Origin of the sequence: Mycobacterium sp. MS1601 (assembly GCF_001984215.1) — a bacterium.
In the GTDB taxonomy this organism is placed as follows: Bacteria; Actinomycetota; Actinomycetes; order Mycobacteriales; family Mycobacteriaceae; genus Mycobacterium.
On sequence record NZ_CP019420.1, the window covers coordinates 259,086 to 279,803 of the forward strand.

Below are 20,718 nucleotides of genomic sequence, written 5' to 3' on the forward strand. Positions count from 1 at the left end.
CCAGAGAGGAAATCAACGTGGATTTCACCCTGCCGGATCACCTTCCGGGAGTTCTCGCCGAGATGGACGCGTTCATCGAGGCAGAGATCAAGCCGCTGGAGCGCGAGAACATGCAGTACTTCGACCGGCGGCGCGAGTTCGCCAGGACCGACCTCGACAACGGAGGCGTACCGGCCAGGGAATGGGAAGATCTGCTCGACGAGATGCGCCGTCGCGCCGACAAGGCCGGCTGGTTGCGGTATGGCCTGCCCTCGCGGTTCGGCGGTGGCGGCGCCAGCAACCTGGACATGGCGGTGATCCGGGAGCATTTGGCGCACAAGGGTTTGGGGTTGCACAACGACCTGCAGGACGAGTCGTCGATCGTCGGAAACTTCCCTCAGGTCATCATGATGGACCGGTTCGGAACCGAAGCCCAGAAAGCGGACTGGATCGAGGCGATGTTGACCGGCAACCGGTCCATGGCGTTCGGGCTCACCGAACCCGATCACGGTTCGGACGCCACCTGGTTGGCGACCACGGCGGAACTTCGCGGGAACGAGTGGGTGATCAACGGTGCCAAGCGGTGGAACACCGGCGTGCATCGCGCCACTCACGATCTGGTGTTTGCCCGCACTGCCGGTGAAGCCGGCCAGGCTGTAGGCATCACCGCGTTCCTGGTGCCCACCGACACACCCGGGTTCGACGTGCCTTACTACTGGTGGACGTTCAACATGCCAAGCGATCACGGCGAGGTGACCCTGACCGACGTCCGGGTACCAGCCGACGCGGTCCTCGGCGAGGTGGACCACGGCCTCGAAGTAGGCCAGACCTTCCTGCATGAAAACAGGATTCGCCAAGCTGCCAGCAGCCTGGGCGCGGCCCAGTACTGCCTCGACCGGGCTGCCGCCTACGCGGGTGAACGGGTGGTGTTCGGTAAACCGCTGGCGGTGAACCAGGCCGTGCAGTGGCCGCTGGCCGAGTTGCAGACCGAAGCGCAGATGGTGCGACTGCTGGTGTATTACGCGGCATGGCATCTCGATCGCAATCACCACATGGAGGTGTCGGACATAGTGTCGATGGCGAACTATCGCGCCAATCGGTTGGTATGCGAGGCCGCTGACCGTGCCATGCAGATCCACGGCGGTGTCGGCTACAGCAGGCACGAACCGTTCGAACACATCTATCGTCACCACCGCCGATACCGAATCACCGAGGGAACCGAGGAGATTCAGATTCGCCGGGTGGCGCAGCGCATGCTCAAGTTCGGGTCCCGTCGGTGAACACGGGGGCGCTCGCCGACGTGCTGCGCCCGGTCGTCGGCGAGGTGACGGTCCAGGATCTGACGACGCTCACCGGCGGCGCCAGCCGCACTACGTGGGCGTTCACCGCCGTATCTGAGGACACGAGAAGGGCGCTGATACTCCGTTGCGGGCCACCGGATGACGTGCGCGCCGGAATGGAGCTCGAAGCTCGAGTGCAGTCGTTGGCCGCCGCCGCCGGAGCGCCGGTTCCGGAGATCCTGGCCGCCGATGACTCCGCCGCGGCGTTGGGCAGTCCGTATCTGATCTGCGGCGCCATCGCCGGTGAGACCGTCGTGCGGCGCATCCAACGCAGCCTCGATGATGCCGGGCGTGCCCAGTTGCTGCGCCAGTGCGCAGCCGCGCTGGCCGCCATCCACCGGGTGGACCCGGCCGACGCACACCTGCAGCCGCGGGATCCGCTGACGCAGTGGCGCCACCAGCTCGACGAGATCGGCGACACCACAGCAACATTCGAGTGGGCCCTGCGCTGGTTGGAGCGCAACAGACCCCCGGCTACCGGCACCACCCTGGTGCACGGCGACTTCCGGATGGGCAACCTCATCGTCGACATCGATGGAGGCACCGGCCTGGCCGCGGTGCTGGACTGGGAACTGGTGCATTGCGGCGAGATCTACGAGGATCTGGCGTGGTTCTGTGTACGGGCCTGGCGGTTCGGGGCTCCACCCGCATTGGCGGCCGGCGGACTGGGCAGTATCGAGGACCTCCTCCGGGCCTATGAACAGCAGGCCGGCATGGTGCTCGACCGGGACACGTTCCGGTGGTGGCTGGTGCAGGCCACCCTGCAATGGGGCATTATCTGCCGCTACCAGGCACAGCGGCACCTGTCCGGACAGAACCCTTCGGTGGAGCTGGCCACGATCGGACGGCGGGTCTGTGAGAACGAATGGGATCTGCTCGAACTCCTCGACACCGGGTTGGGCGCATGACAGGTCTGTACGGCCGTCCCACCGCCGCCGAACTCGTCGCCGCCGTGGCCGACTTCCTCGACGGTGATGTTCGCGAGGCCACCACCGGTCAGGTCAACTTCCACGCGCGCGTGGCAGCCAATGCCCTGCGAATGGTGTGGCGCGAACTGCTGTCTTGTGACGCCGCCAAGGTGCTCGAGGCGCTGCAGGAGCTCGGCTACCCCGATGAGGCCGAACTGGCCGCGGCCATCCGCCGCGGTGAACTCGACGACAGACCCCAGGAGGTGTCGGACACCCTGCGGATACTGGTGGCACACCGAGTCGACGCCGCCCACCCCGGGTACCGATGAGGAGAAAGCCATCGACGAGTACGTAGGGCCGGCTGAGATGGCACCCTTGAGGGCATGACCAGTCTGGAGCAGTTGCTCGCCAACCCCGACAATGCCGCTGTGTGGACGCTGGTCCCGAATCGTTCCGAGGTGAGGTTCACGTGCCGGTCGTTCTGGGGGTTGCTCCCGGTCAAGGGCCGCTTCACCGAATTCAGCGGTGAAGGCCAGCTGAGCGGCGGTACCGCATTCGGTCGGATCGACATCGTCGCGGCGTCCCTGGACACCGGCAACCGCAAACGCGACGAGCATCTGCGGTCGGAGGACTTCTTCGCCGTCGACCGCTTCCCCACCCTCAGCGTCGTCGTCACCGCGGTGCAGCAGACCGGCGGCCATGCGGACCTGCGCAGCAGCCTCACCGTCCGCGGCGTCACCCAGCCGCTCACGCTCCCGGCCCAGGTTTCTCAGCTCAACGACGGCGCGGTCCAGATCTCCGCCACCACCACCATCGATCGCACTCGGTGGGACGTCGACGGCAACCTGCTCGGGATGGTCAGGACAGACACCACGCTGGTCGCCTCCGCCGTGTTCACGAAATCCGGGTAGCCGGAACGGAAGTGGCCTAGCCTTGGGTCGTGCCCGACACTCGAGCCCAGGCTCCGGTCCGTGTCCTGGTCTACAGCGACAATGCCCGTACCCGTGAGCAGGTGATGCAGGCGTTGGGCACCCGAATTCACCCCGATTTGCCCGAATTGAGCTACCTCGAGGTGGCTACCGCCCCGGTCGTCATCCAGCACATGGACGCCGGTGAGGTGGATCTGGCAATCCTGGACGGTGAGGCCGCACCCACCGGCGGCATGGGGTTGGCCAAGCAGCTCAAAGACGAACTCGACGTGTGTCCACCGATTCTGGTGCTCACCGGACGGGCTGACGACGCCTGGCTGGCCACGTGGTCACGGGCCGAGGCGGCGGTGTCGCACCCCATCGATCCCATCCGGCTGGGTGAAGCCGTGGCCGGCCTGCTGCGCGGCATCTCGCGCTGATGACGGGCCGATAACCGGCCGATTAAGGCCTGCCCCACCGGGCAGCAGCAATTGCCTTGTGCCCCATGCCGGTTCGGCACGCCGAATCCGGCCGCCGGGCCTTGGATTGATCCTAGCGAAACCTGGCAAGGTGCCAGTCAAGATCGGTAGGCTGTGTCCCAGCTCACATGTATACATGAAACGAGACACAGCCCACAGTGACGGGAGCTGACGGCATGAACGTCTACACGCCCATCCTGGTTCTCGGTGCCATTGCCGCTGCGTTCGCCGTGGTGTCGGTGGGGATCGCGTTGGTGATCGGGCCGCGTCGGTTCAACCGGGCCAAGTTGGAGGCCTACGAGTGCGGGATCGAACCGGCTCGCCAGCCCATGGGTGCGGCGCGGTTTCCGGTGAAGTTCTATCTGACGGCGATGCTGTTCATCGTTTTCGACATCGAGATTGTCTTTTTGTATCCGTGGGCGGTGTCCTTCGATCAGCTGGGGATGTTCGCCCTGGTGGAGATGCTGCTTTTTATGGCGACGGTGTTTGTGGCCTATGCCTACGTATGGCGGCGAGGTGGTCTGGAATGGGATTAGAAGAACAGTTGCCTGGCGGGATCCTGCTCTCGACGGTGGAGAAGGTGGCCGGTTTTGTGCGTAAGGGGTCGTTGTGGCCGGCGACGTTCGGGTTGGCGTGCTGTGCCATCGAGATGATGGCGACTGCGGGGCCGCGTTTTGATATTGCGCGTTTTGGGATGGAGCGGTTTTCGGCGACGCCGCGGCAGGCGGATCTGATGATCGTGGCGGGGCGGGTGTCGCAGAAGATGGCTCCGGTGTTGCGGCAGGTGTATGACCAGATGGCCGAGCCCAAATGGGTTCTGGCCATGGGCGTTTGCGCATCGTCCGGCGGGATGTTCAACAACTACGCGATCGTCCAGGGCGTCGATCATGTGGTGCCCGTCGACATCTACCTCCCCGGGTGCCCACCACGGCCGGAGATGCTGTTGCACGCGATCCTCACGCTGCACGCCAAGATCGCCGAGATGCCGTTGGGGGTGCATCGCGATGAGGTGGTGGCCGCAGCCGAGAAAGCGGCCCTGAACGCCAGACCCACCATCGAACTGACCGGGTTGCTGCGATGACGGACAAAGAGATGTCGGACAGGGAGGTGATCGGCGTGCGCCGCGGCATGTTCGGCGGCTCCGGCACCGGTGACACCTCCGGCTACGGTCGGCTGATCCGCGAGGTCGCCCTACCGGGCGGCTCACCGCGCCCCTACGGCGGCTGGTTCGACGAGGTGGTGGACCGACTCGCAGAAGCACTGGGCGCCAACGTCTTCGCCGAAGCCGTGCACCGGGTGGTGGTCTACCGCGCCCAGCTCACCCTCGACGTCGACCGCTCCCGGCTACCGGTCGTCGCGCAGACGTTGCGCGACGACCCGCACCTGCGCTTCGAATTGTGCTCCGGGGTCTCCGGGGTGCACTACCCGCAGGATGCCGGGCGGGAGTTGCGTGCGTTCTATCCGTTGATGTCGATTACTCACAATCGGCGTCTGCAGCTGGAAGTTGCGTGTCCGGATGCTGATCCGCATGTGCCGTCGCTGTTTTCGGTGTATCCCACGGTGGACTGGCATGAACGTGAGACCTACGACTTCTTCGGCATCATCTTCGACGGCCATCCCGCGTTGACCCGCATCGAGATGCCTGATGACTGGGTGGGACACCCCCAGCGCAAGGACTACCCCCTTGGTGGGGTGCCGGTGCAGTACCACGGCGCCACCATCGCACCACCGGATCAGCGGAGGTCCTACACATGACCGACACCGCCGGTTCCGTCGACGCCGGGTCTCGTGCTCGCGGAACAACGCCGCTCACCGAACCCGCCGAACGCGTCATCACCCTGGGCGGCCAGGACTGGGAGGAGATCGTCACCGCCGCCCGCGCCGGCGGCGACGCCGGGGAACGCATCGTGGTCAACATGGGTCCCCAGCACCCGTCCACCCACGGAGTGCTGCGCCTGATCCTGGAGATCGAAGGCGAAACCGTCACCCAGGCCCGCTGCGGCATCGGGTACCTGCACACCGGTATCGAGAAGAACCTGGAGTACCGCACCTGGACCCAGGGCGTCACCTTCGTCACCCGCATGGACTACCTGTCACCGTTCTTCAACGAAACCGCCTACTGCCTGGGCGTCGAACACCTGCTCGGTGTCACCGACGACATCCCCGAACGCGCCTCGGTGATCCGGGTGATGCTGATGGAACTCAACCGCATCTCCTCGCATCTGGTGGCCCTGGCCACCGGCGGCATGGAACTGGGCGCCATGTCAGCGATGTTCTACGGCTTCCGCGAACGCGAAGAAATCCTCACCGTCTTCGAAGCCATCACCGGCCTACGGATGAACCACGCCTACATCCGCCCCGGCGGCGTGGCCGCCGATCTCCCCGCCGACGGCCTCGACCGCGTCAAACACCTGCTGGACATCCTGCCCGGCCGGTTGGCGCAGCTGTCGGCCCTGCTGCGGGACAACCCCATCTGGAAAGCCCGCACCGTCGACATCGGCTACCTCGACCTGACCGGATGCATAGCCCTGGGGATCACCGGCCCGGTACTGCGCTCCACCGGCCTACCCCATGACCTGCGCAAGACAGCGCCCTACTGCGGATACCAGGACTACGAGTTCGACGTCATCACCGACGACGCCTGCGACTGCTACGGCCGCTATGTGATCCGGGTGGACGAGATGGCCGAATCGCTGCGCATCGTGTCCCAGTGTGTCGCGCGGCTCGAAGGCCTGGCCGGGGCCCCGGTGATGATCACCGACAAGAAACTCGCCTGGCCCGCCGACCTGCAACTGGGGCCCGACGGCCTGGGCAACAGCCCGGATCACATCGCCACCATCATGGGTCGATCCATGGAAGGCCTGATCCACCACTTCAAGATCGTCACCGAGGGTTTCCGGGTCCCACCGGGACAGGTGTACGTCGCCGTCGAGTCACCGCGCGGCGAGTTGGGCGTGCACATGGTCTCCGACGGCGGCACCCGGCCCTACCGGGTGCACTACCGCGACCCGTCGTTCACCAACCTGCAGGCCGTAGCCGCCATGTGCGAAGGCGGCATGGTCGCCGACGTCATCTCCGCGGTGGCCTCCATCGATCCCGTCATGGGAGGCGTCGACAGATGACACTCGTCGATCTCGCGCTGGGTCCGCGCCCCGACGAACCCGGACCGCCCCTGCACGGACCCGCCGCCTACCCCCACGACGTCGAGACCCGCCTGGCCGCCGACGCCGCGGCCATCCTGGCTCGCTACCCACAGCCCCGCTCCGCGTTGCTGCCGCTGCTGCATCTGGTGCAGGCCGAAGACGGGTACGTCACCACCGCAGGCATCCGCTTCTGCGCCGCCCAGCTGAACCTCACCGACGCCGAGGTGTCGGCGGTGGCGACCTTCTACTCGATGTACCGGCGGACTCCCACCGGAACCTATTTGCTCGGGGTGTGCACCAACACCCTGTGCGCCGTGATGGGCGGCGACGCCATCCTGGCCACCCTCGAGGAGCATCTCGGCATCGGCCCGGGCGAGACCACAGGTGACGGTGCCATCACCCTGGAACACCTCGAGTGCAACGCCGCCTGCGACTACGCACCCGTCATCATGGTCAACTGGCAGTTCTACGACAATCAGACACCCTCCAGCGCAACGGCACTCGCCGATTCACTGCGCAGCGGCACCCCGGCACCGCCCACCCGCGGTACCCCGCTGCCCACCTTCACCACCACCTGCCGGGTGCTGGCCGGGCTGCCGACGGACCTCGGTGAGGGCACCGGGCCCGGCCCGGCCACGCTGGCCGGTCTGCGGATCGCCGACCGCCACGACATGACGGCACCGCCGGACACCGGTCCCGCCACCGAGCCGTCGTCGAGCGCCGACGCCCCCGAGCCGGAGGCCGTCGAATCCGTGCGCGACGAACCGGCCCCCGCACCGTCAGCGACGGTGCCTGCCGAGCCGGGCACCGAGGAAACCGACCCGTCCACCACGGGAGACTGAATGAGTGCAACGCCGCTGACGCCGGTGCTGAGCCGCTTCTGGAACGCCGCGCAACCCTGGACGCTGGACACCTATCACGACCACGACGGATACCAGGCGCTGCGCACCGCGCTGGACCTGGCGCCCGACGACGTCATCGCGCTGGTCAAGGATGCCGGGCTGCGGGGACGCGGCGGAGCGGGCTTCCCGACGGGCACCAAATGGTCCTTCATCCCCCAGGACGGCGCGGCGGGCGCCAAGCCGCACTACCTGGTGATCAACGCCGACGAATCGGAACCCGGTACGTGCAAGGACATCCCGCTGATGATGACCACACCGCACTTCCTGGTGGAGGGCGCCATCATCGCCGCGTACGCCATCCGCGCGCGGCACGCGTTCATCTACGTCCGCGGTGAGGTGGTGCCGGTGCTGCGCAGGCTGCAGCAGGCGGTGGCCGAGGCCTATGCGGCCGGGTACCTGGGCACCGACATCCTGGGCTCCGGGTTCGATCTGGACCTGATCGTGCACGCCGGGGCCGGGGCCTACATCTGCGGTGAGGAGACCGCGTTGCTGGACTCCCTGGAAGGCCGTCGCGGCCAACCCCGTTTGCGCCCACCGTTTCCCGCAGTCGCCGGCCTGTATGCCTGCCCCACCGTGGTCAACAACGTCGAGTCCATCTCCTCGGTGCCGCCGATCCTGCGCCGCGGCGTGGACTGGTTCAAATCCATGGGCTCGGAGAAGTCCCCGGGCTTCACGCTGTACTCGCTGTCGGGACACGTCACCACACCCGGGCAGTACGAGGCACCGCTGGGCATCACCCTGCGCGAGCTACTCGAGTACGCCGGCGGTGTACGCGCCGGCCACGAGTTGAAGTTCTGGACCCCGGGCGGGTCGTCGACCCCGTTGCTGACCGCCGACCATCTCGACGTGCCACTGGATTACGAGGGTGTGGCCAAAGCGGGGTCGATGCTGGGCACCAAAGCTCTGCAGATCTTCGACGAGACCACCTGTGTAGTGCGCGCCGTGCGCCGCTGGATCCAGTTCTACGCCCACGAATCGTGCGGCAAATGCACGCCGTGTCGTGAAGGCACCTACTGGCTGGCGCAGGTCTACGAACGGTTGGAGACCGGTCGCGGCGCGCGGGAGGACATCGACAAGCTGCTCGACATCGCCGACACCATCCTCGGCAAGTCGTTCTGTGCACTCGGTGACGGCGCCGCCTCACCGATCATCTCGTCCATCAAGCATTTCCGCGACGAGTACGAGGCCCACCTGGGCGGTGGGTGTCCCTTCGACCCCGCTGCCTCCACACTGTTCGCCGCCGAGGAGGTGCCCGCGTGACCGTCACCGAACCGGAGCGCCAGACCCCTACCGTCGAGATGGTGTCGCTGACCATCGACGACACGCCCATCTCGGTACCCAAGGGCACCTTGGTGATTCGCGCTGCCGAACTGCTCGGGGTGCAGATCCCACGGTTCTGCGACCACCCCCTGCTCGACCCGGTGGGCGCCTGCCGGCAGTGCCTGGTCGAGGTCGAAGGCCAACGCAAACCCATGGCGTCATGTACCACCACGGTGTCCCCCGACATGGTGGTGCGCACCCAGCTCACCAGCCCCGCCGCCGACAAGGCGCAGCACGGCGTGATGGAACTGCTGCTGATCAACCACCCACTGGACTGTCCGGTCTGCGACAAGGGCGGCGAATGCCCGCTACAGAACCAGGCGATGTCCCACGGCCGGGAGGAAACGCGCTTCACCGACGTCAAACGCACCTTCCCCAAGCCGATCAACCTGTCAACCCAGGTGCTGCTGGACCGCGAACGCTGCGTGCTCTGCGCCCGCTGCACCCGCTTCTCCACCCAGATCGCCGGCGACCCGTTCATCGACCTGCTCGAACGCGGCGCCCTCCAGCAGGTCGGCATCGCCACCGGTGAGGCCTTCGATTCGTACTTCTCCGGCAACACCGTCCAGATTTGCCCCGTGGGCGCGCTGACCGGGACCGCCTACCGCTTCCGGGCCCGGCCCTTCGACCTGGTGTCCACCCCCAGTGTGTGCGAACACTGCGCCTCGGGCTGCGCGCAGCGCACCGACCACCGCCGCGGCACCGTGCTGCGCCGACTGGCCGGCGACGATCCCGACGTCAACGAAGAATGGAACTGCGACAAGGGCCGCTGGGCCTTCACCTATCCCCGGGTGGGTGATCGCATCCTGACACCCCTGATCCGGGAGAACGGTGCGCTGCGACCGGCCTCGTGGTCGGAGGCCATCACCACCGCAGCCTTCGGCCTGGCGTCGGCCGCCGGACAGACCGGTGTCCTGGTGGGCGGTCGCGTCACGGTCGAGGACGCCTACGCGTACGCGAAGTTCGCCCGAATGGTGTTGGGCACCAACGACATCGACATGCGAGCACGCGCACACTCCGACGAGGAGGCGCAGTTCCTCGCCGCGCACGTGGCCGGCCACGCGATGGGTGTCACCTACGCCGACCTCGAGACCGCTCCTGCGGTGGTGCTGGCCGGCTTCGATCCCGAGGAGGAATCCCCGATCGTCTTCCTGCGCTTGCGCAAGGCGGTCCGCAAGAAAGGCCTGCGGGTGGTGGCGCTGGCGCCGTTCCTGAGCCGGGGCCTGGACAAACTGAGTGCCGAGCTGGTGATGACCGCACCCGGCAGCGAGGCCGAGGCACTGTCGGAACTCGAGGTGCCCGCCGGGACCATCGTAGTGGTCGGCGAGCGTCTGGCCACGGTGCCGGGCGGATTCTCCTCGGCCTGCCGGCTGGCTGCCCGCAGCGGCGCCCGGCTGGCCTGGATTCCGCGCCGCGCCGGGGAGCGCGGTGCCGTGGAGGCGGGCTGTCTGCCGAACCTGCTGCCCGGCGGCCGGTCGGTCTCCGACGCCGATGCGCGCGGATGGCTGGAGCGTGCATGGAACGTCGACCGGCTGCCCGCCGCTGCGGGCCGCGACACCGCCGCCATCGTGGCGGCCGCGCAGGCCGGCGAGCTGGCCGCGCTGGTGGTCGGCGGTGTCGAGCCGGCCGACCTGCCCGATCCCGAAGCCGCTCGCCTCGCCCTGGAGAACACCCCGTTCGTGGTGAGCCTCGAACTGCGCGAGAGCGCCGTCACCGCGTTGGCCGACGTGGTGTTCCCGGTGGCGCCGACCACCGAGAAGTCCGGTTCCTTTGCCAGCTGGGAAGGTCGGGTCCGTTCGTTCGGTCCGGCCCTGTCCACCAACGCCGCCTCCGATCTGCGGGTGTTGCAAACCCTGGCCGACGAGCTCGGCGTTGATCTCGGTTTCCACTCCGCTGCCGCGGCCCGCGACGACCTGGCGCGCCTCGGTGTGTGGGGCGGCCGGGCGCCGGCGTCGCCCGACGTCGCGTCCGCGGCACCGCCCACCCCGCAGCCCGGCGAGGCGGTGCTGGCCACCTGGCGGATGTTGTTGGACGCCGGGCGGTTACAGGACGGTGAACCGCACCTGGCGGGTACCGCCCGGCCGCCGGTGGTGCGCCTGTCTGCGGCCACCGCCGCCGAGATCGGCGCGGCCGCCGGAGATCTGGTGCGGGTGGGTACCGCCCGTGGATCGCTCAGTCTGCCGCTGGTGGTGACGGAGATGCCCGAGCGGGTGGTGTGGGTTCCGATGAACGCACCGGGCAGCCCGGTGTATCAGCTTCTGGGTGTCGGCGCCGGTGCTGTGGTGACGATCGCGCGAGGAGACATCTCATGAGTCATCCCGATCTGAGTGCGTTCGGTCAGGATCCCTGGTGGTTGATGCTGGGCAAGGCGCTGGCCATCTTCGTGTTCCTACTGCTGACGGTGCTGGTGGCCATTCTGGCGGAACGAAAGATCTTGGGCCGCATGCAGATGCGCTTCGGCCCGAACCGGGTGGGCCCGTTCGGTTTGCTGCAGAGCCTGGCCGACGGGGTGAAACTCGCCCTCAAGGAGGGTTTGGTGCCGGCGGGTGTGGACAAGCCGATCTATCTGATGGCGCCGGTGATCGCCGTGATCCCCGCGATCATGGCCTTTGCCGTGATCCCGCTGGGTCCGATGGTGTCGGTGTTCGGTCACCCCACGCCCCTGCAGCTGACCGACCTGCCGGTGGCCGTGCTCTACGTGCTGGCGGTGACGTCGGTGGGGGTGTACGGAATTGTGTTGGCCGGGTGGGCATCCGGGTCCACCTATCCTCTGCTGGGCGGGTTGCGGTCCTCGGCGCAGGTGGTGTCCTACGAGATCGCGATGGCGTTGTCGTTTGTGGCGGTGTTCCTCTACGCCGGCACCATGTCCACCTCGGGCATCGTCGCTGCCCAGGCCCAGACCTGGTTCGTGGTCCTGCTGCTGCCCTCGTTCCTGGTGTATGTCACCGCGATGGTCGGTGAGACCAACCGCGCCCCGTTCGATCTGCCCGAAGCCGAGGGCGAGTTGGTGGGCGGCTTCCACACCGAGTACTCCTCGCTGAAATTCGCCATGTTCATGCTCGCGGAGTACGTGAACATGACCACGGTCTCCGCGCTGGCGACCACCATGTTCCTGGGCGGGTGGCAGGCTCCGTGGCCGCTGAGCATGATCGACGGGGCGAATTCCGGGTGGTGGCCGGTGCTCTGGTTCGTGGCCAAGGTGTGGGGTTTCCTGTTCCTGTACATGTGGTTGCGGGCCACGCTGCCGCGGCTGCGCTACGACCAGTTCATGGCCCTGGGATGGAAACTGCTGATCCCGCTCTCCCTGGCCTGGATCGCCACCGTGGCCATCACCCACCAGGTCCGCAGCAACGGAGCGCCGCCCTGGGTGACCGCCGTGGTCTACCTCGGCTTCCTGATGGCGGCCCTGTCCGTCGTGGTGCTCTGGAGCTCCCGGCGGCGCCGGCGCATCCGAGCAGCCCTCCCACCCACACCCACCGACGAGAGCCCCTTCCCGGTGCCGCCGATACCCCGCAAGGAGACCACCCATGCCTAAATTCCTCGACGGCGTATCGGGTTTCGGGGTGACGTTCTCCTCGATGTTCACCAAGCCGATGACTCAGCAGTATCCCGATACCGACAAGGCCACCGAGCCCCGCTACCACGGCCGCCACCAACTCAATCGGTACGCCGACGGTCTGGAGAAGTGCATCGGCTGCGAACTGTGCGCCTGGGCCTGCCCGGCGGACGCCATCTACGTCGAAGGCGCCGACAACACCGCCGAGGAACGGTTCTCCCCCGGGGAACGCTACGGGCGGGTGTACCAGATCAATTACCTGCGCTGCATCGGCTGCGGGCTGTGCATCGAGGCCTGCCCCACCCGGGCTCTCACCATGACCAACGACTACGAGATGGCCGATGACAACCGCGCCGACCTCATCTACGGCAAAGACAAGCTGCTGGCCCCGCTGCAGGACGGGATGCAGCCACCGCCGCACGCGATGGCCGAGGGCGCCACGGACGACGACTACTACCTGGGTCGCGTGAAATGACGTCCACAGCCGAAGCCGTCGCCTTCTGGATCCTGGGCGCCATCGCGGTGGCCGGCGCGGTGGGTGTGGTGGCCGCCCCGAAGGCGGTGTACTCCGCGATCTTCCTGGCGTCCACCATGATCGCGCTGGCGATGCTCTACGTGGCCCAGGACGCCCTGTTCCTCGGGGTGGTGCAGGTGGTGGTCTACACGGGCGCGGTGATGATGCTGTTCCTGTTCGTCCTGATGCTGATCGGCGTGGACTCGTCGGAGTCGCTGGTGGAAACCCTACGTGGCCAACGCATCGCCGCACTGGTATCCGGTGTCGGCTTCGGCATGCTGCTGATCGCCGGCATCGGGTCGGTGTCGACCACCCTGGCCGGCGGCGGCGGATTCGCCGGTCTGGCGCAGGCCAACGCCGGCGGCAACGTCGAGGGCCTGGCGGCCCTGATCTTCACCAAGTACCTGTGGGCGTTCGAGATCACCAGCGCCCTGTTGATCACCGCAGCGCTGGGAGCAATGGTGCTGGCGCACCGTGAGCGGTTCGAGCGACGGAAAACACAGCGCGAGTTGGCGATCGAGCGGTTCAGGCCCGGTGGACACCCCACCACGCTGCCGAGTTCGGGGGTGTATGCCCGGCACAATGCGGTCGACGTGCCGGCGCGGCTACCCGACGGTTCGAGCTCGATGCTGTCGGTCAGCGCCATCCTGAACCCGCGTTCCCCCGACGAGGACGACCTCCGGTGAACCCCGAGAACTACCTCTACCTGTCGGCACTGCTGTTCACCATCGGCGCTGCCGGAGTCTTGTTGCGGCGCAACGCCATCGTGATGTTCATGTGTGTGGAGCTGATGCTCAACGCGTGCAATCTGGCGTTCGTCACCTTTTCCCGGATGCACGGACAACTCGACGGCCAGGTGGTCGCCTTCTTCACCATGGTGGTCGCCGCCTGCGAGGTGGTGGTCGGGCTGGCCATCATCATGACCATCTACCGCACCCGCCACTCCGCCAATGTCGACGACGCGAACCTCTTGAGGGGCTGAGGCACCGATGGACCTGCTGTGGTTGATCCTGGCGCCGTTGGCCGGCGCCGCGGTGCTGCTGCTCGGCGGGCGCGCCACCAACAGCTGGGGGCACCTGCTGGGATGTGCCACCATGGCGGCCGCCTTCGGCTGGGCGGTGGTGCAGTTCGTGACGCTGCTCGCGCGGGCGCCGCAGGACCGGGTGATCCACCAGGTGCTGTTCTCCTGGCTACCGGTCGCGGGGCTGCAGCTGGACTTCGGCCTGCAACTCGACGCGCTGAGTGTGTGTTTCGTGCTGCTCATCACCGGGGTCGGCCTGCTCATCCACGTCTACTCCGTCGGCTACATGGCCCACGACCCCGACCGCCGACGATTTTTTGCCTACCTGAACCTCTTCGTCGCCGCCATGCTGCTGCTGGTGCTGGCCGACAACTTCCTCGGCCTGTACCTGGGCTGGGAAGGGGTGGGCCTGGCCTCCTACCTGCTGATCGGGTTCTGGTCGCACAAACCGTCGGCAGCGACCGCGGCCAAAAAGGCCTTCGTGGTTAACCGCGTCGGCGACATCGGCCTGGCGGTGGCGCTGATGGTGATGTGGGCCGATGCCGGCACCCTGTCCTACGCCGGAGTGTTCAACGCAGTACCCGGACTCTCCGATGGCACCGTCACCGCGATCGGATTGCTGCTGTTGTTGGCGGCCTGCGGGAAGTCGGCGCAGTTCCCGTTGCAGTCGTGGCTCGGTGATGCGATGGAGGGCCCCACCCCGGTCTCGGCGCTCATCCACGCCGCCACCATGGTGACCGCGGGGGTCTACCTGATCGTGCGCTGCGGCCCGATCTACGACGCCGCCCCCATCGCCCAGGCCGCGGTGGTGACCATCGGCGCGATCACCCTGGTGTTCGGCGCCGTCATCGGCTGCGCCAAAGACGACATCAAGAAGGCCCTGGCGGCGTCCACCATGTCGCAGATCGGCTACATGGTGCTCGCCGCAGGCCTGGGACCGGCCGGCTATGCCATCGCGATCATGCACCTGCTGACGCACGGATTCTTCAAGGCCGGACTGTTCCTGGGGGCCGGCTCGGTGATGCACGCCATGGGCGACGAGACCGACATGCGCCGCTACGGCGGACTGCAGACGTACATGCCGGTCACCTTCGTGACCTTCGGCCTGGGTTACCTCGCGATCATCGGCGTGCCCCCGCTGGCCGGCTTCTTCTCCAAGGACGCCATCATCGAGATCGCCTTCGCCGCAGGTGGACTCAAGGGTGCGCTGTTGGGCGGGGCCACCCTGCTGGGGGCGGGTATCACCGCCTTCTACATGACGCGGGTCATGCTCTTGACGTTCTTCGGACAGAAGCGTTGGCACGCGCAAGCGCATCCGCACGAATCCCCCGCCGTGATGACCGCACCCATGGTGGTGCTGGCCCTGGGTTCGGTCGGGGCGGGCGCCGCACTGGCCGTCGGCGGCACGCTGTCGACGTTCCTGGAGCCGGTGGTGGGCTCGCATGAGGCACACCATGTCATCCCGGTCTGGGCCATGACCACCATCACCCTGGTGGTCGTCGCCGCCGGCATCGGCGTCGCCTACCGCAGCTACGCCACGCGCCCGGTGCCGGAGACCGCGCCGCAGGACGTCTCGGCGCTGACCGTCGCCGCCCGCCGGGATCTCTACGGCGACGCGTTCAACGAGGCGGCGTTCATGCGACCCGGCCAGCGCCTCACCCACGACCTGGTGTCCGTGGACGACAAGGGCGTCGACGGAGCGGCCGACGGACTTGCCGCGCTGATCGGGGCCGCGTCGCGGCGAATGCGCACCGCCCAGACCGGTTTCGCCCGGTCCTATGCGCTGTCCATGCTCGCCGGCGCCGCCCTGGTGCTCGGCGCCGTGCTGGTGGTGAGGGTGTGGTGATGAACATCCCCTGGTTGACCGTGCTGTGGGCCGTCCCCATGGTGGGGGCCGCGCTGATCATCCTGCTGCCCGCCGCGGCCCGGCAGCTGGCCAAGTACCTGGGTGTGGCGGTGGCGGTGGCGGTGCTCGCGGTGGCGCTGGTGCTCGCGATCGGGTTTGACCCGGCCGGCGCGCAATACCAGTTCGTCGAGGACCACCCGTGGATCCCGTCGTTCGGCACCGGCTACATCCTGGGTGTCGACGGGATCGCGTTGGCGTTGGTGGTGCTGACGGCGGTCCTGGTTCCGCTGCTGTTGCTGGCCGGGTGGAACGACACCCCGGACCAGACGGCACTGTCGGGCCGCTCGGCGCACAGTTACGTGGCACTCACCCTGGCCGTCGAAGGCATGGTGCTGATCTCGCTGGTGGCCCTGGACGTGCTGCTGTTCTACGTGTTCTTCGAGGCCATGCTGATCCCGATGTACTTCCTGATCGGCGGTTTCGGGGGCGCGGGTCGCGGCAAGGCGGCGGTGAAGTTCCTGCTGTACAACCTCTTCGGCGGCCTGGTGATGCTGGCCGCCGTGGTGGGGCTGTACGTGGTGACGGCCAACAGCCCTGCCTTCGACGGCGGCACCTTCGACTTCCGCGCCATCGCCGCCGCGGTGTCCTCAGGTGAACTGGCGGTGGATCCGGCCATCCTCAATGCGCTCTTCCTCGGGTTCATGTTCGCCTTCGCGATCAAGGCCCCGCTGTGGCCGTTCCACCGGTGGCTCCCGGACGCGACCGTGGAGTCCACCCCGGCCACCGCGGTGCTGATGATGGCCATCGTCGACAAGGTGGGCACCTTCGGCATGCTGCGCTACTGCCTGCAGCTGTTCCCCGAGCCGTCGACGGTGTTCCGTCCGTTTGTCATCACGCTGGCGGTCATCGGCATCATCTACGGCGCGATCGTCGCGATCGGTCAGACCGACGTCATGCGGCTCATCGCCTACACGTCCATCAGTCACTTCGGCTTCATCATCCTCGGCATCTTCGTGATGACCAGTCAGGGGCAGTCCGGGTCCACCCTGTACATGGTCAATCACGGCATCTCCACCGCTGCCCTGTTCCTGATCGCCGGGTTCCTGGTCTCGCGCCGCGGCAGCAGGCTCATCGCCTCCTACGGGGGCGTGCAGAAGGTGGCGCCGGTGCTGGCGGGCACCTTTCTGGTCGCCGGTCTGGCCACTCTGTCACTGCCCGGGCTGGCCCCGTTCATCAGCGAATTCCTGGTCCTCATCGGCACTTTCACCCGCTACCCGGTGCTCGCAGTGCTGGCCTCGGCTGCCTTGGTGCTTTCCGCGGTCTACATCCTGTGGCTCTACCAGCGCATGATGACCGGGCCCGTCACGGTGGACAGCAAGGGGGTGGGTGATCTGGTGCCACGCGAGATCGCCGTGGTCGCGCCGTTGATCGCCCTGCTGCTGGTGCTGGGCGTGTATCCCAAACCGGCGCTGGACATCATCAACCCCGCGGTGCAACACACCCTCACCACCATCGACCAACAGGATCCCGCGATCGCGGAAGGAACGGTGCCGTGAACGCGCCCAGCGTCGAATACTCCTTGATCCTGCCGATGCTCATCGTCTTCGGCGCCGCGGTGGCCGGTGTCCTGGTGGAGGCATTCCTGCCCCGGGCGGCGCGTTACCGCACACAGGTTGTGCTGGCATTGGGAGCGTTGGCCGCCGCATTTGTGGCCGTGGTGTTCTTGGCACGCAATGTGTATGGCACGGTGGGCCAACTGGCGGTGATGGGCGCGGTGGCCGTCGATCCGGTCACCCTTTTTCTGCAGGGCACGATCCTGTTGATCGCGGTTCTCGGTGTCCTACTGATCTCCGAACAGCGCATCCCGCACACAAATGACGCCCAGGCAACAGGTTTGGATGGCTTCACCCCACAGGCGTCGGCCATCGCGGGCAGTGTGGCGGAGAAGGTGGCCGTCAAAGCAGGGGTGATGCAGACCGAGGTGTTTCCCCTCACCATGTTCGCCGTGGGCGGCATGCTGTTGTTCCCGGCGGCCGAAGACCTTTTGACCATGTTCATCGCGTTGGAGGTGCTCTCCCTGCCGCTGTACCTGATGTGTGGGCTGGCGCGGCGGCAGCGGCTGCTCTCCCAGGAAGCAGCGCTGAAGTACTTCCTGCTGGGCGCGTTCTCGTCGGCGTTCTTCCTGTACGGCGTCGCGCTAATGTACGGCTACAGCGGTACCTTCTCTCTCTCCGGCATCGCTGAGGCCATCGCCACGTCGGATTCGCAAGGCTCGGCGATCGTGTTGATCGGCATCGGCTTGTTGGCCGTCGGAGTGTTGTTCAAAGTTGGTGCGGTGCCGTTCCATTCGTGGATTCCAGACGTCTACCAGGGTGCCCCCACGTCCGTCACCGCGTTCATGGCCGCCGCCACCAAAGTCGCCGCCTTCGGCGCGATGCTGCGCATCTTCTACGTGGCGTTGCCGGAGTTGCGCGACGACTGGCGGCCGATGATGTGGGCGATCGCGATCCTGACCATGGTGGTGGGCACCGTCACCGCCGTCACCCAAACCGATGTCAAGCGCATCTTGGCGTATTCGGCTGTGGCACATGCCGGTTTCATTCTGACCGGTGTCATCGCACTCAACGACAACGGCTTGTCCGGCACGCTGTTCTACCTGTTCGCCTACGGCTTCTCGACGCTGGGCGCCTTCGCGGTCGTGAGTCTGGTACGCACTTCGGCCGGCGAGGAGGCAACTGCTCTGCAGCAGTGGGCCGGTCTGGGTCGGCGGTACCCAGTTGTCGGCGTGGTGTTTTCCTTGTTCCTTCTTGCCTTCGCAGGTATTCCGTTGACCAGTGGCTTCGTCAGCAAGTTCGCGGTGTTCAAGGCCGCGGGCGAAGGTGGCGCGATTCCGCTGGTGATCGTCGGCGTGATCGCCAGCGCCATCGCGGCGTACTTCTATGTGCGGGTGATCGTGCTGATGTTCTTCACCGAGCCGCCGGCTGACGCCCCGGAGGTGGTGAACCCCAGCTCACTGACCATCGCGACCGTGACCGTCACTGCCGCCGTCACCTTCGCCCTCGGCGCACTCCCCCAGCCGCTGCTCGACTTCGCCGACAACTCGGCTCTTTTCTTGTGATGTGCATGCGTCGCAACAACCGGCAGATCACTCACCGTTCGGGAGCCTGGTACCGCAGGCCGTCGATCAGCAATCCGAGCATGCGTGCTGATTGCTCCGCATCGGAGGACATGCACAGGCACGCGACCGCGTGCAGGAGGTCATTGGGTTCCACGTCAGCCCGGAGGCCGCCAGCGTTCGATGCCGCATCCAGGAGTGTCCGCACTCGTGGCAGCATCTGTGTCTCGAAGTACGTGGGCAAGGCGTCGTAAGCGGCGTCGCCCGAGTGCAACACCGCCGCCAATCCCCGTTTGGTGCCGAGCAGTTCGGCGTACCGATAGAGCCACCGCACCAACGCTTCGTCTGGCGCCACGTCCTGGGCGAGGTCATCGGCGGCAGCCGCGCAGGCGTCGATCTCGTGCTTGAACACTGCCACGATCAGATCCGAGCGCTGCGGGAAATGGCGGTACAGCGTGCCCACCCCGACGCCGGCCCGGACAGCGATCTCCCGCACCGGGGCATCGACCCCCGATTCGGCGAACACGGCTTTCGCGGCGTCCAACACGGCACCGATGTTGCGTTGCGCGTCCGCGCGACGGCGCTGCTCCACAGCCCTCCTTGACTAACCGGAACATGGTTCCATATATTGATGTGGAGCACTGTTCCGCTTAGCAGATGGTAGCCGATCATGAGTTCTCACAACCAACATCCCCTGGGCTCCCGCTTCACGGCCGCTTCCACCGCCACCGACATCCTCGCCGGCGTCGACCTCACCGGCATCCGAGTGGTCGTCACCGGCGGCCACGCGGGGCTCGGTCGCGAGACCACCCGCGCCCTGGCAACCGCCGGCGCGACCGTCACCGCCGCGGCACGCAACCCCGAACGAGCAGCTGAAGCACTGTCCGACGACACCATCGAGGTCAGCAGACTGGACCTGATGGATCCGGCGTCCATCGACGACTTTGCCGCCCGCTGGTTGAAATCGGACCGGCCGCTGCACATCCTGATCAACAATGCCGGACTACCCGCACCCGCGGAGGTGATCCGGGATGCCCGTGGCTACGAGGCGCAGTTCGCCACCAACCACCTGGGCCACTTCCAGTTGACACTCCGTTTGTTGCCCGCACTGCGTGCCGCCCGGGGCGCGCGGGTGGTCACCGTCTCGTCCGGCGCACAACGCTTCGGCCAAATTCATTGGGATGATCCACATTTCAACACCGGTTACGACCCCAACGTCGCCTACGCACAGTCCAAGGTCGCCAACGTACTGTTCACGGTCGAACTGGACCGCCGATACCGCGCCGACGGCATCCGCGGCTACGCCGTGCATCCGGGTGTGGTGGTGGGCACCGCGTTGAACTCATCCGGCGGATCGGAGCAGCTGCGGGCGATGGGCCTCATCGACGAGGCGGGGAACGCCATCATCCGGCCCGAGACCGGACGCAAGACCGCGGCGCAGGGTGCTTCCACCATCGTCTTTGCCGCCGCCAGTCCCCTGCTCGCCGGAACTGGTGGTGTCTACCTGATGGACAACGACATCTCGCCCCTGGTGGACGAAGACGTGCCCATGACGTTCAGTCCGGATCAGCCCATTCCCGCTCAGGTCGCTCCGCATGCCATCGACCCGGAGTCCGCCCGTCGCCTGTGGCAGCTCAGCGAGGAGTTACTGAAAACCATTCAGTGATGTCGGCGCCGCCGACCGGCC

21 protein-coding genes are annotated in these 20,718 nt (G+C 66.8%); 20 read left to right on the forward strand and 1 reads right to left on the reverse strand.

Annotated elements, in window-relative coordinates; translation table 11 throughout:
• The first annotated feature begins 17 nt into the window (after positions 1–17).
• From BVC93_RS01260 to nuoN, 19 genes are all read left to right on the forward strand, one after another.
• Positions 18–1,259, forward strand: a complete 1,242-nt coding sequence (locus BVC93_RS01260; RefSeq protein WP_083735580.1) for an acyl-CoA dehydrogenase family protein — start codon at positions 18–20, stop codon at positions 1,257–1,259.
• The gene (locus BVC93_RS01265) at positions 1,256–2,227 is read left to right on the forward strand and encodes a phosphotransferase family protein (RefSeq protein ID WP_083735581.1); all 972 of its coding nucleotides are present in this window, start codon (positions 1,256–1,258) and stop codon (positions 2,225–2,227) included. Before BVC93_RS01260 ends, BVC93_RS01265 begins: the two co-directional genes overlap by 4 nt.
• The gene (locus tag BVC93_RS01270; protein ID WP_083735582.1) at positions 2,224–2,556 is read left to right on the forward strand and encodes a DUF6285 domain-containing protein; all 333 of its coding nucleotides are present in this window, start codon (positions 2,224–2,226) and stop codon (positions 2,554–2,556) included. Before BVC93_RS01265 ends, BVC93_RS01270 begins: the two co-directional genes overlap by 4 nt.
• Positions 2,557–2,610: 54 nt before the next feature.
• Positions 2,611–3,138 (forward strand): YceI family protein, encoded by a 528-nt coding sequence (locus BVC93_RS01275; RefSeq protein WP_083735583.1) that lies wholly within the window; start codon positions 2,611–2,613, stop codon positions 3,136–3,138.
• 29 nt (positions 3,139–3,167) lie between these two features.
• Positions 3,168–3,575, forward strand: a complete 408-nt coding sequence (locus BVC93_RS01280) for an Rv3143 family two-component system response regulator (protein WP_083735584.1) — start codon at positions 3,168–3,170, stop codon at positions 3,573–3,575.
• 215 nt (positions 3,576–3,790) lie between these two features.
• Complete coding sequence (locus tag BVC93_RS01285) at positions 3,791–4,150, forward strand: NADH-quinone oxidoreductase subunit A (RefSeq protein ID WP_083735585.1); 360 nt, start codon at positions 3,791–3,793, stop codon at positions 4,148–4,150.
• Positions 4,141–4,695, forward strand: a complete 555-nt coding sequence (locus BVC93_RS01290; RefSeq protein WP_068916040.1) for a NuoB/complex I 20 kDa subunit family protein — start codon at positions 4,141–4,143, stop codon at positions 4,693–4,695. Before BVC93_RS01285 ends, BVC93_RS01290 begins: the two co-directional genes overlap by 10 nt.
• Positions 4,692–5,369, forward strand: coding sequence for an NADH-quinone oxidoreductase subunit C (locus tag BVC93_RS01295; RefSeq protein ID WP_083735586.1), 678 nt, complete (start codon positions 4,692–4,694; stop codon positions 5,367–5,369). The genes BVC93_RS01290 and BVC93_RS01295 overlap by 4 nt, the downstream gene beginning before the upstream one ends.
• Positions 5,366–6,736, forward strand: coding sequence for an NADH dehydrogenase (quinone) subunit D (gene nuoD / locus BVC93_RS01300; protein WP_083735587.1), 1,371 nt, complete (start codon positions 5,366–5,368; stop codon positions 6,734–6,736). Before BVC93_RS01295 ends, nuoD begins: the two co-directional genes overlap by 4 nt.
• Complete coding sequence (nuoE, locus tag BVC93_RS01305; RefSeq protein ID WP_083735588.1) at positions 6,733–7,599, forward strand: NADH-quinone oxidoreductase subunit NuoE; 867 nt, start codon at positions 6,733–6,735, stop codon at positions 7,597–7,599. The genes nuoD and nuoE overlap by 4 nt, the downstream gene beginning before the upstream one ends.
• Positions 7,600–8,919, forward strand: a complete 1,320-nt coding sequence (gene nuoF / locus BVC93_RS01310) for an NADH-quinone oxidoreductase subunit NuoF (RefSeq protein ID WP_083735589.1) — start codon at positions 7,600–7,602, stop codon at positions 8,917–8,919. It abuts the gene before it with no gap.
• Positions 8,916–11,291 (forward strand): NADH-quinone oxidoreductase subunit G, encoded by a 2,376-nt coding sequence (locus BVC93_RS01315; RefSeq protein ID WP_083735590.1) that lies wholly within the window; start codon positions 8,916–8,918, stop codon positions 11,289–11,291. The genes nuoF and BVC93_RS01315 overlap by 4 nt, the downstream gene beginning before the upstream one ends.
• 11 nt (positions 11,292–11,302) lie before the next feature.
• Complete coding sequence (gene nuoH, locus BVC93_RS01320; protein WP_442929060.1) at positions 11,303–12,514, forward strand: NADH-quinone oxidoreductase subunit NuoH; 1,212 nt, start codon at positions 11,303–11,305, stop codon at positions 12,512–12,514.
• Positions 12,507–13,010, forward strand: a complete 504-nt coding sequence (gene nuoI / locus BVC93_RS01325) for an NADH-quinone oxidoreductase subunit NuoI (protein ID WP_083735592.1) — start codon at positions 12,507–12,509, stop codon at positions 13,008–13,010. The genes nuoH and nuoI overlap by 8 nt, the downstream gene beginning before the upstream one ends.
• Positions 13,007–13,735, forward strand: coding sequence for an NADH-quinone oxidoreductase subunit J (locus BVC93_RS01330; RefSeq protein ID WP_083735593.1), 729 nt, complete (start codon positions 13,007–13,009; stop codon positions 13,733–13,735). The genes nuoI and BVC93_RS01330 overlap by 4 nt, the downstream gene beginning before the upstream one ends.
• Entirely contained in the window at positions 13,732–14,031 is a 300-nt protein-coding gene (gene nuoK / locus BVC93_RS01335; RefSeq protein WP_083735594.1) for an NADH-quinone oxidoreductase subunit NuoK, read from the forward strand. Before BVC93_RS01330 ends, nuoK begins: the two co-directional genes overlap by 4 nt.
• Before the next feature lie 7 nt (positions 14,032–14,038).
• Positions 14,039–15,916, forward strand: a complete 1,878-nt coding sequence (gene nuoL, locus BVC93_RS01340; protein ID WP_083735595.1) for an NADH-quinone oxidoreductase subunit L — start codon at positions 14,039–14,041, stop codon at positions 15,914–15,916.
• Positions 15,910–17,472, forward strand: a complete 1,563-nt coding sequence (locus BVC93_RS01345; protein WP_083735596.1) for an NADH-quinone oxidoreductase subunit M — start codon at positions 15,910–15,912, stop codon at positions 17,470–17,472. The genes nuoL and BVC93_RS01345 overlap by 7 nt, the downstream gene beginning before the upstream one ends.
• Before the next feature lie 35 nt (positions 17,473–17,507).
• On the forward strand, positions 17,508–19,034 hold the full coding sequence (gene nuoN / locus BVC93_RS01350) for an NADH-quinone oxidoreductase subunit NuoN (protein ID WP_236950377.1): 1,527 nt from the start codon (positions 17,508–17,510) through the stop codon (positions 19,032–19,034).
• Between the two features lie 31 nt (positions 19,035–19,065).
• Here nuoN and BVC93_RS01355 read toward each other — a convergent pair whose 3' ends face one another.
• Positions 19,066–19,623, reverse strand: coding sequence for a TetR/AcrR family transcriptional regulator (locus BVC93_RS01355; RefSeq protein WP_083735598.1), 558 nt, complete (start codon positions 19,621–19,623; stop codon positions 19,066–19,068).
• A 78-nt stretch (positions 19,624–19,701) separates the two neighbouring features.
• On the opposite strand from BVC93_RS01355, the gene BVC93_RS01360 reads away from it, so the two are divergent.
• Positions 19,702–20,697 (forward strand): SDR family NAD(P)-dependent oxidoreductase, encoded by a 996-nt coding sequence (locus BVC93_RS01360; RefSeq protein WP_083735599.1) that lies wholly within the window; start codon positions 19,702–19,704, stop codon positions 20,695–20,697.
• The last annotated feature ends 21 nt before the right edge of the window (positions 20,698–20,718 follow it).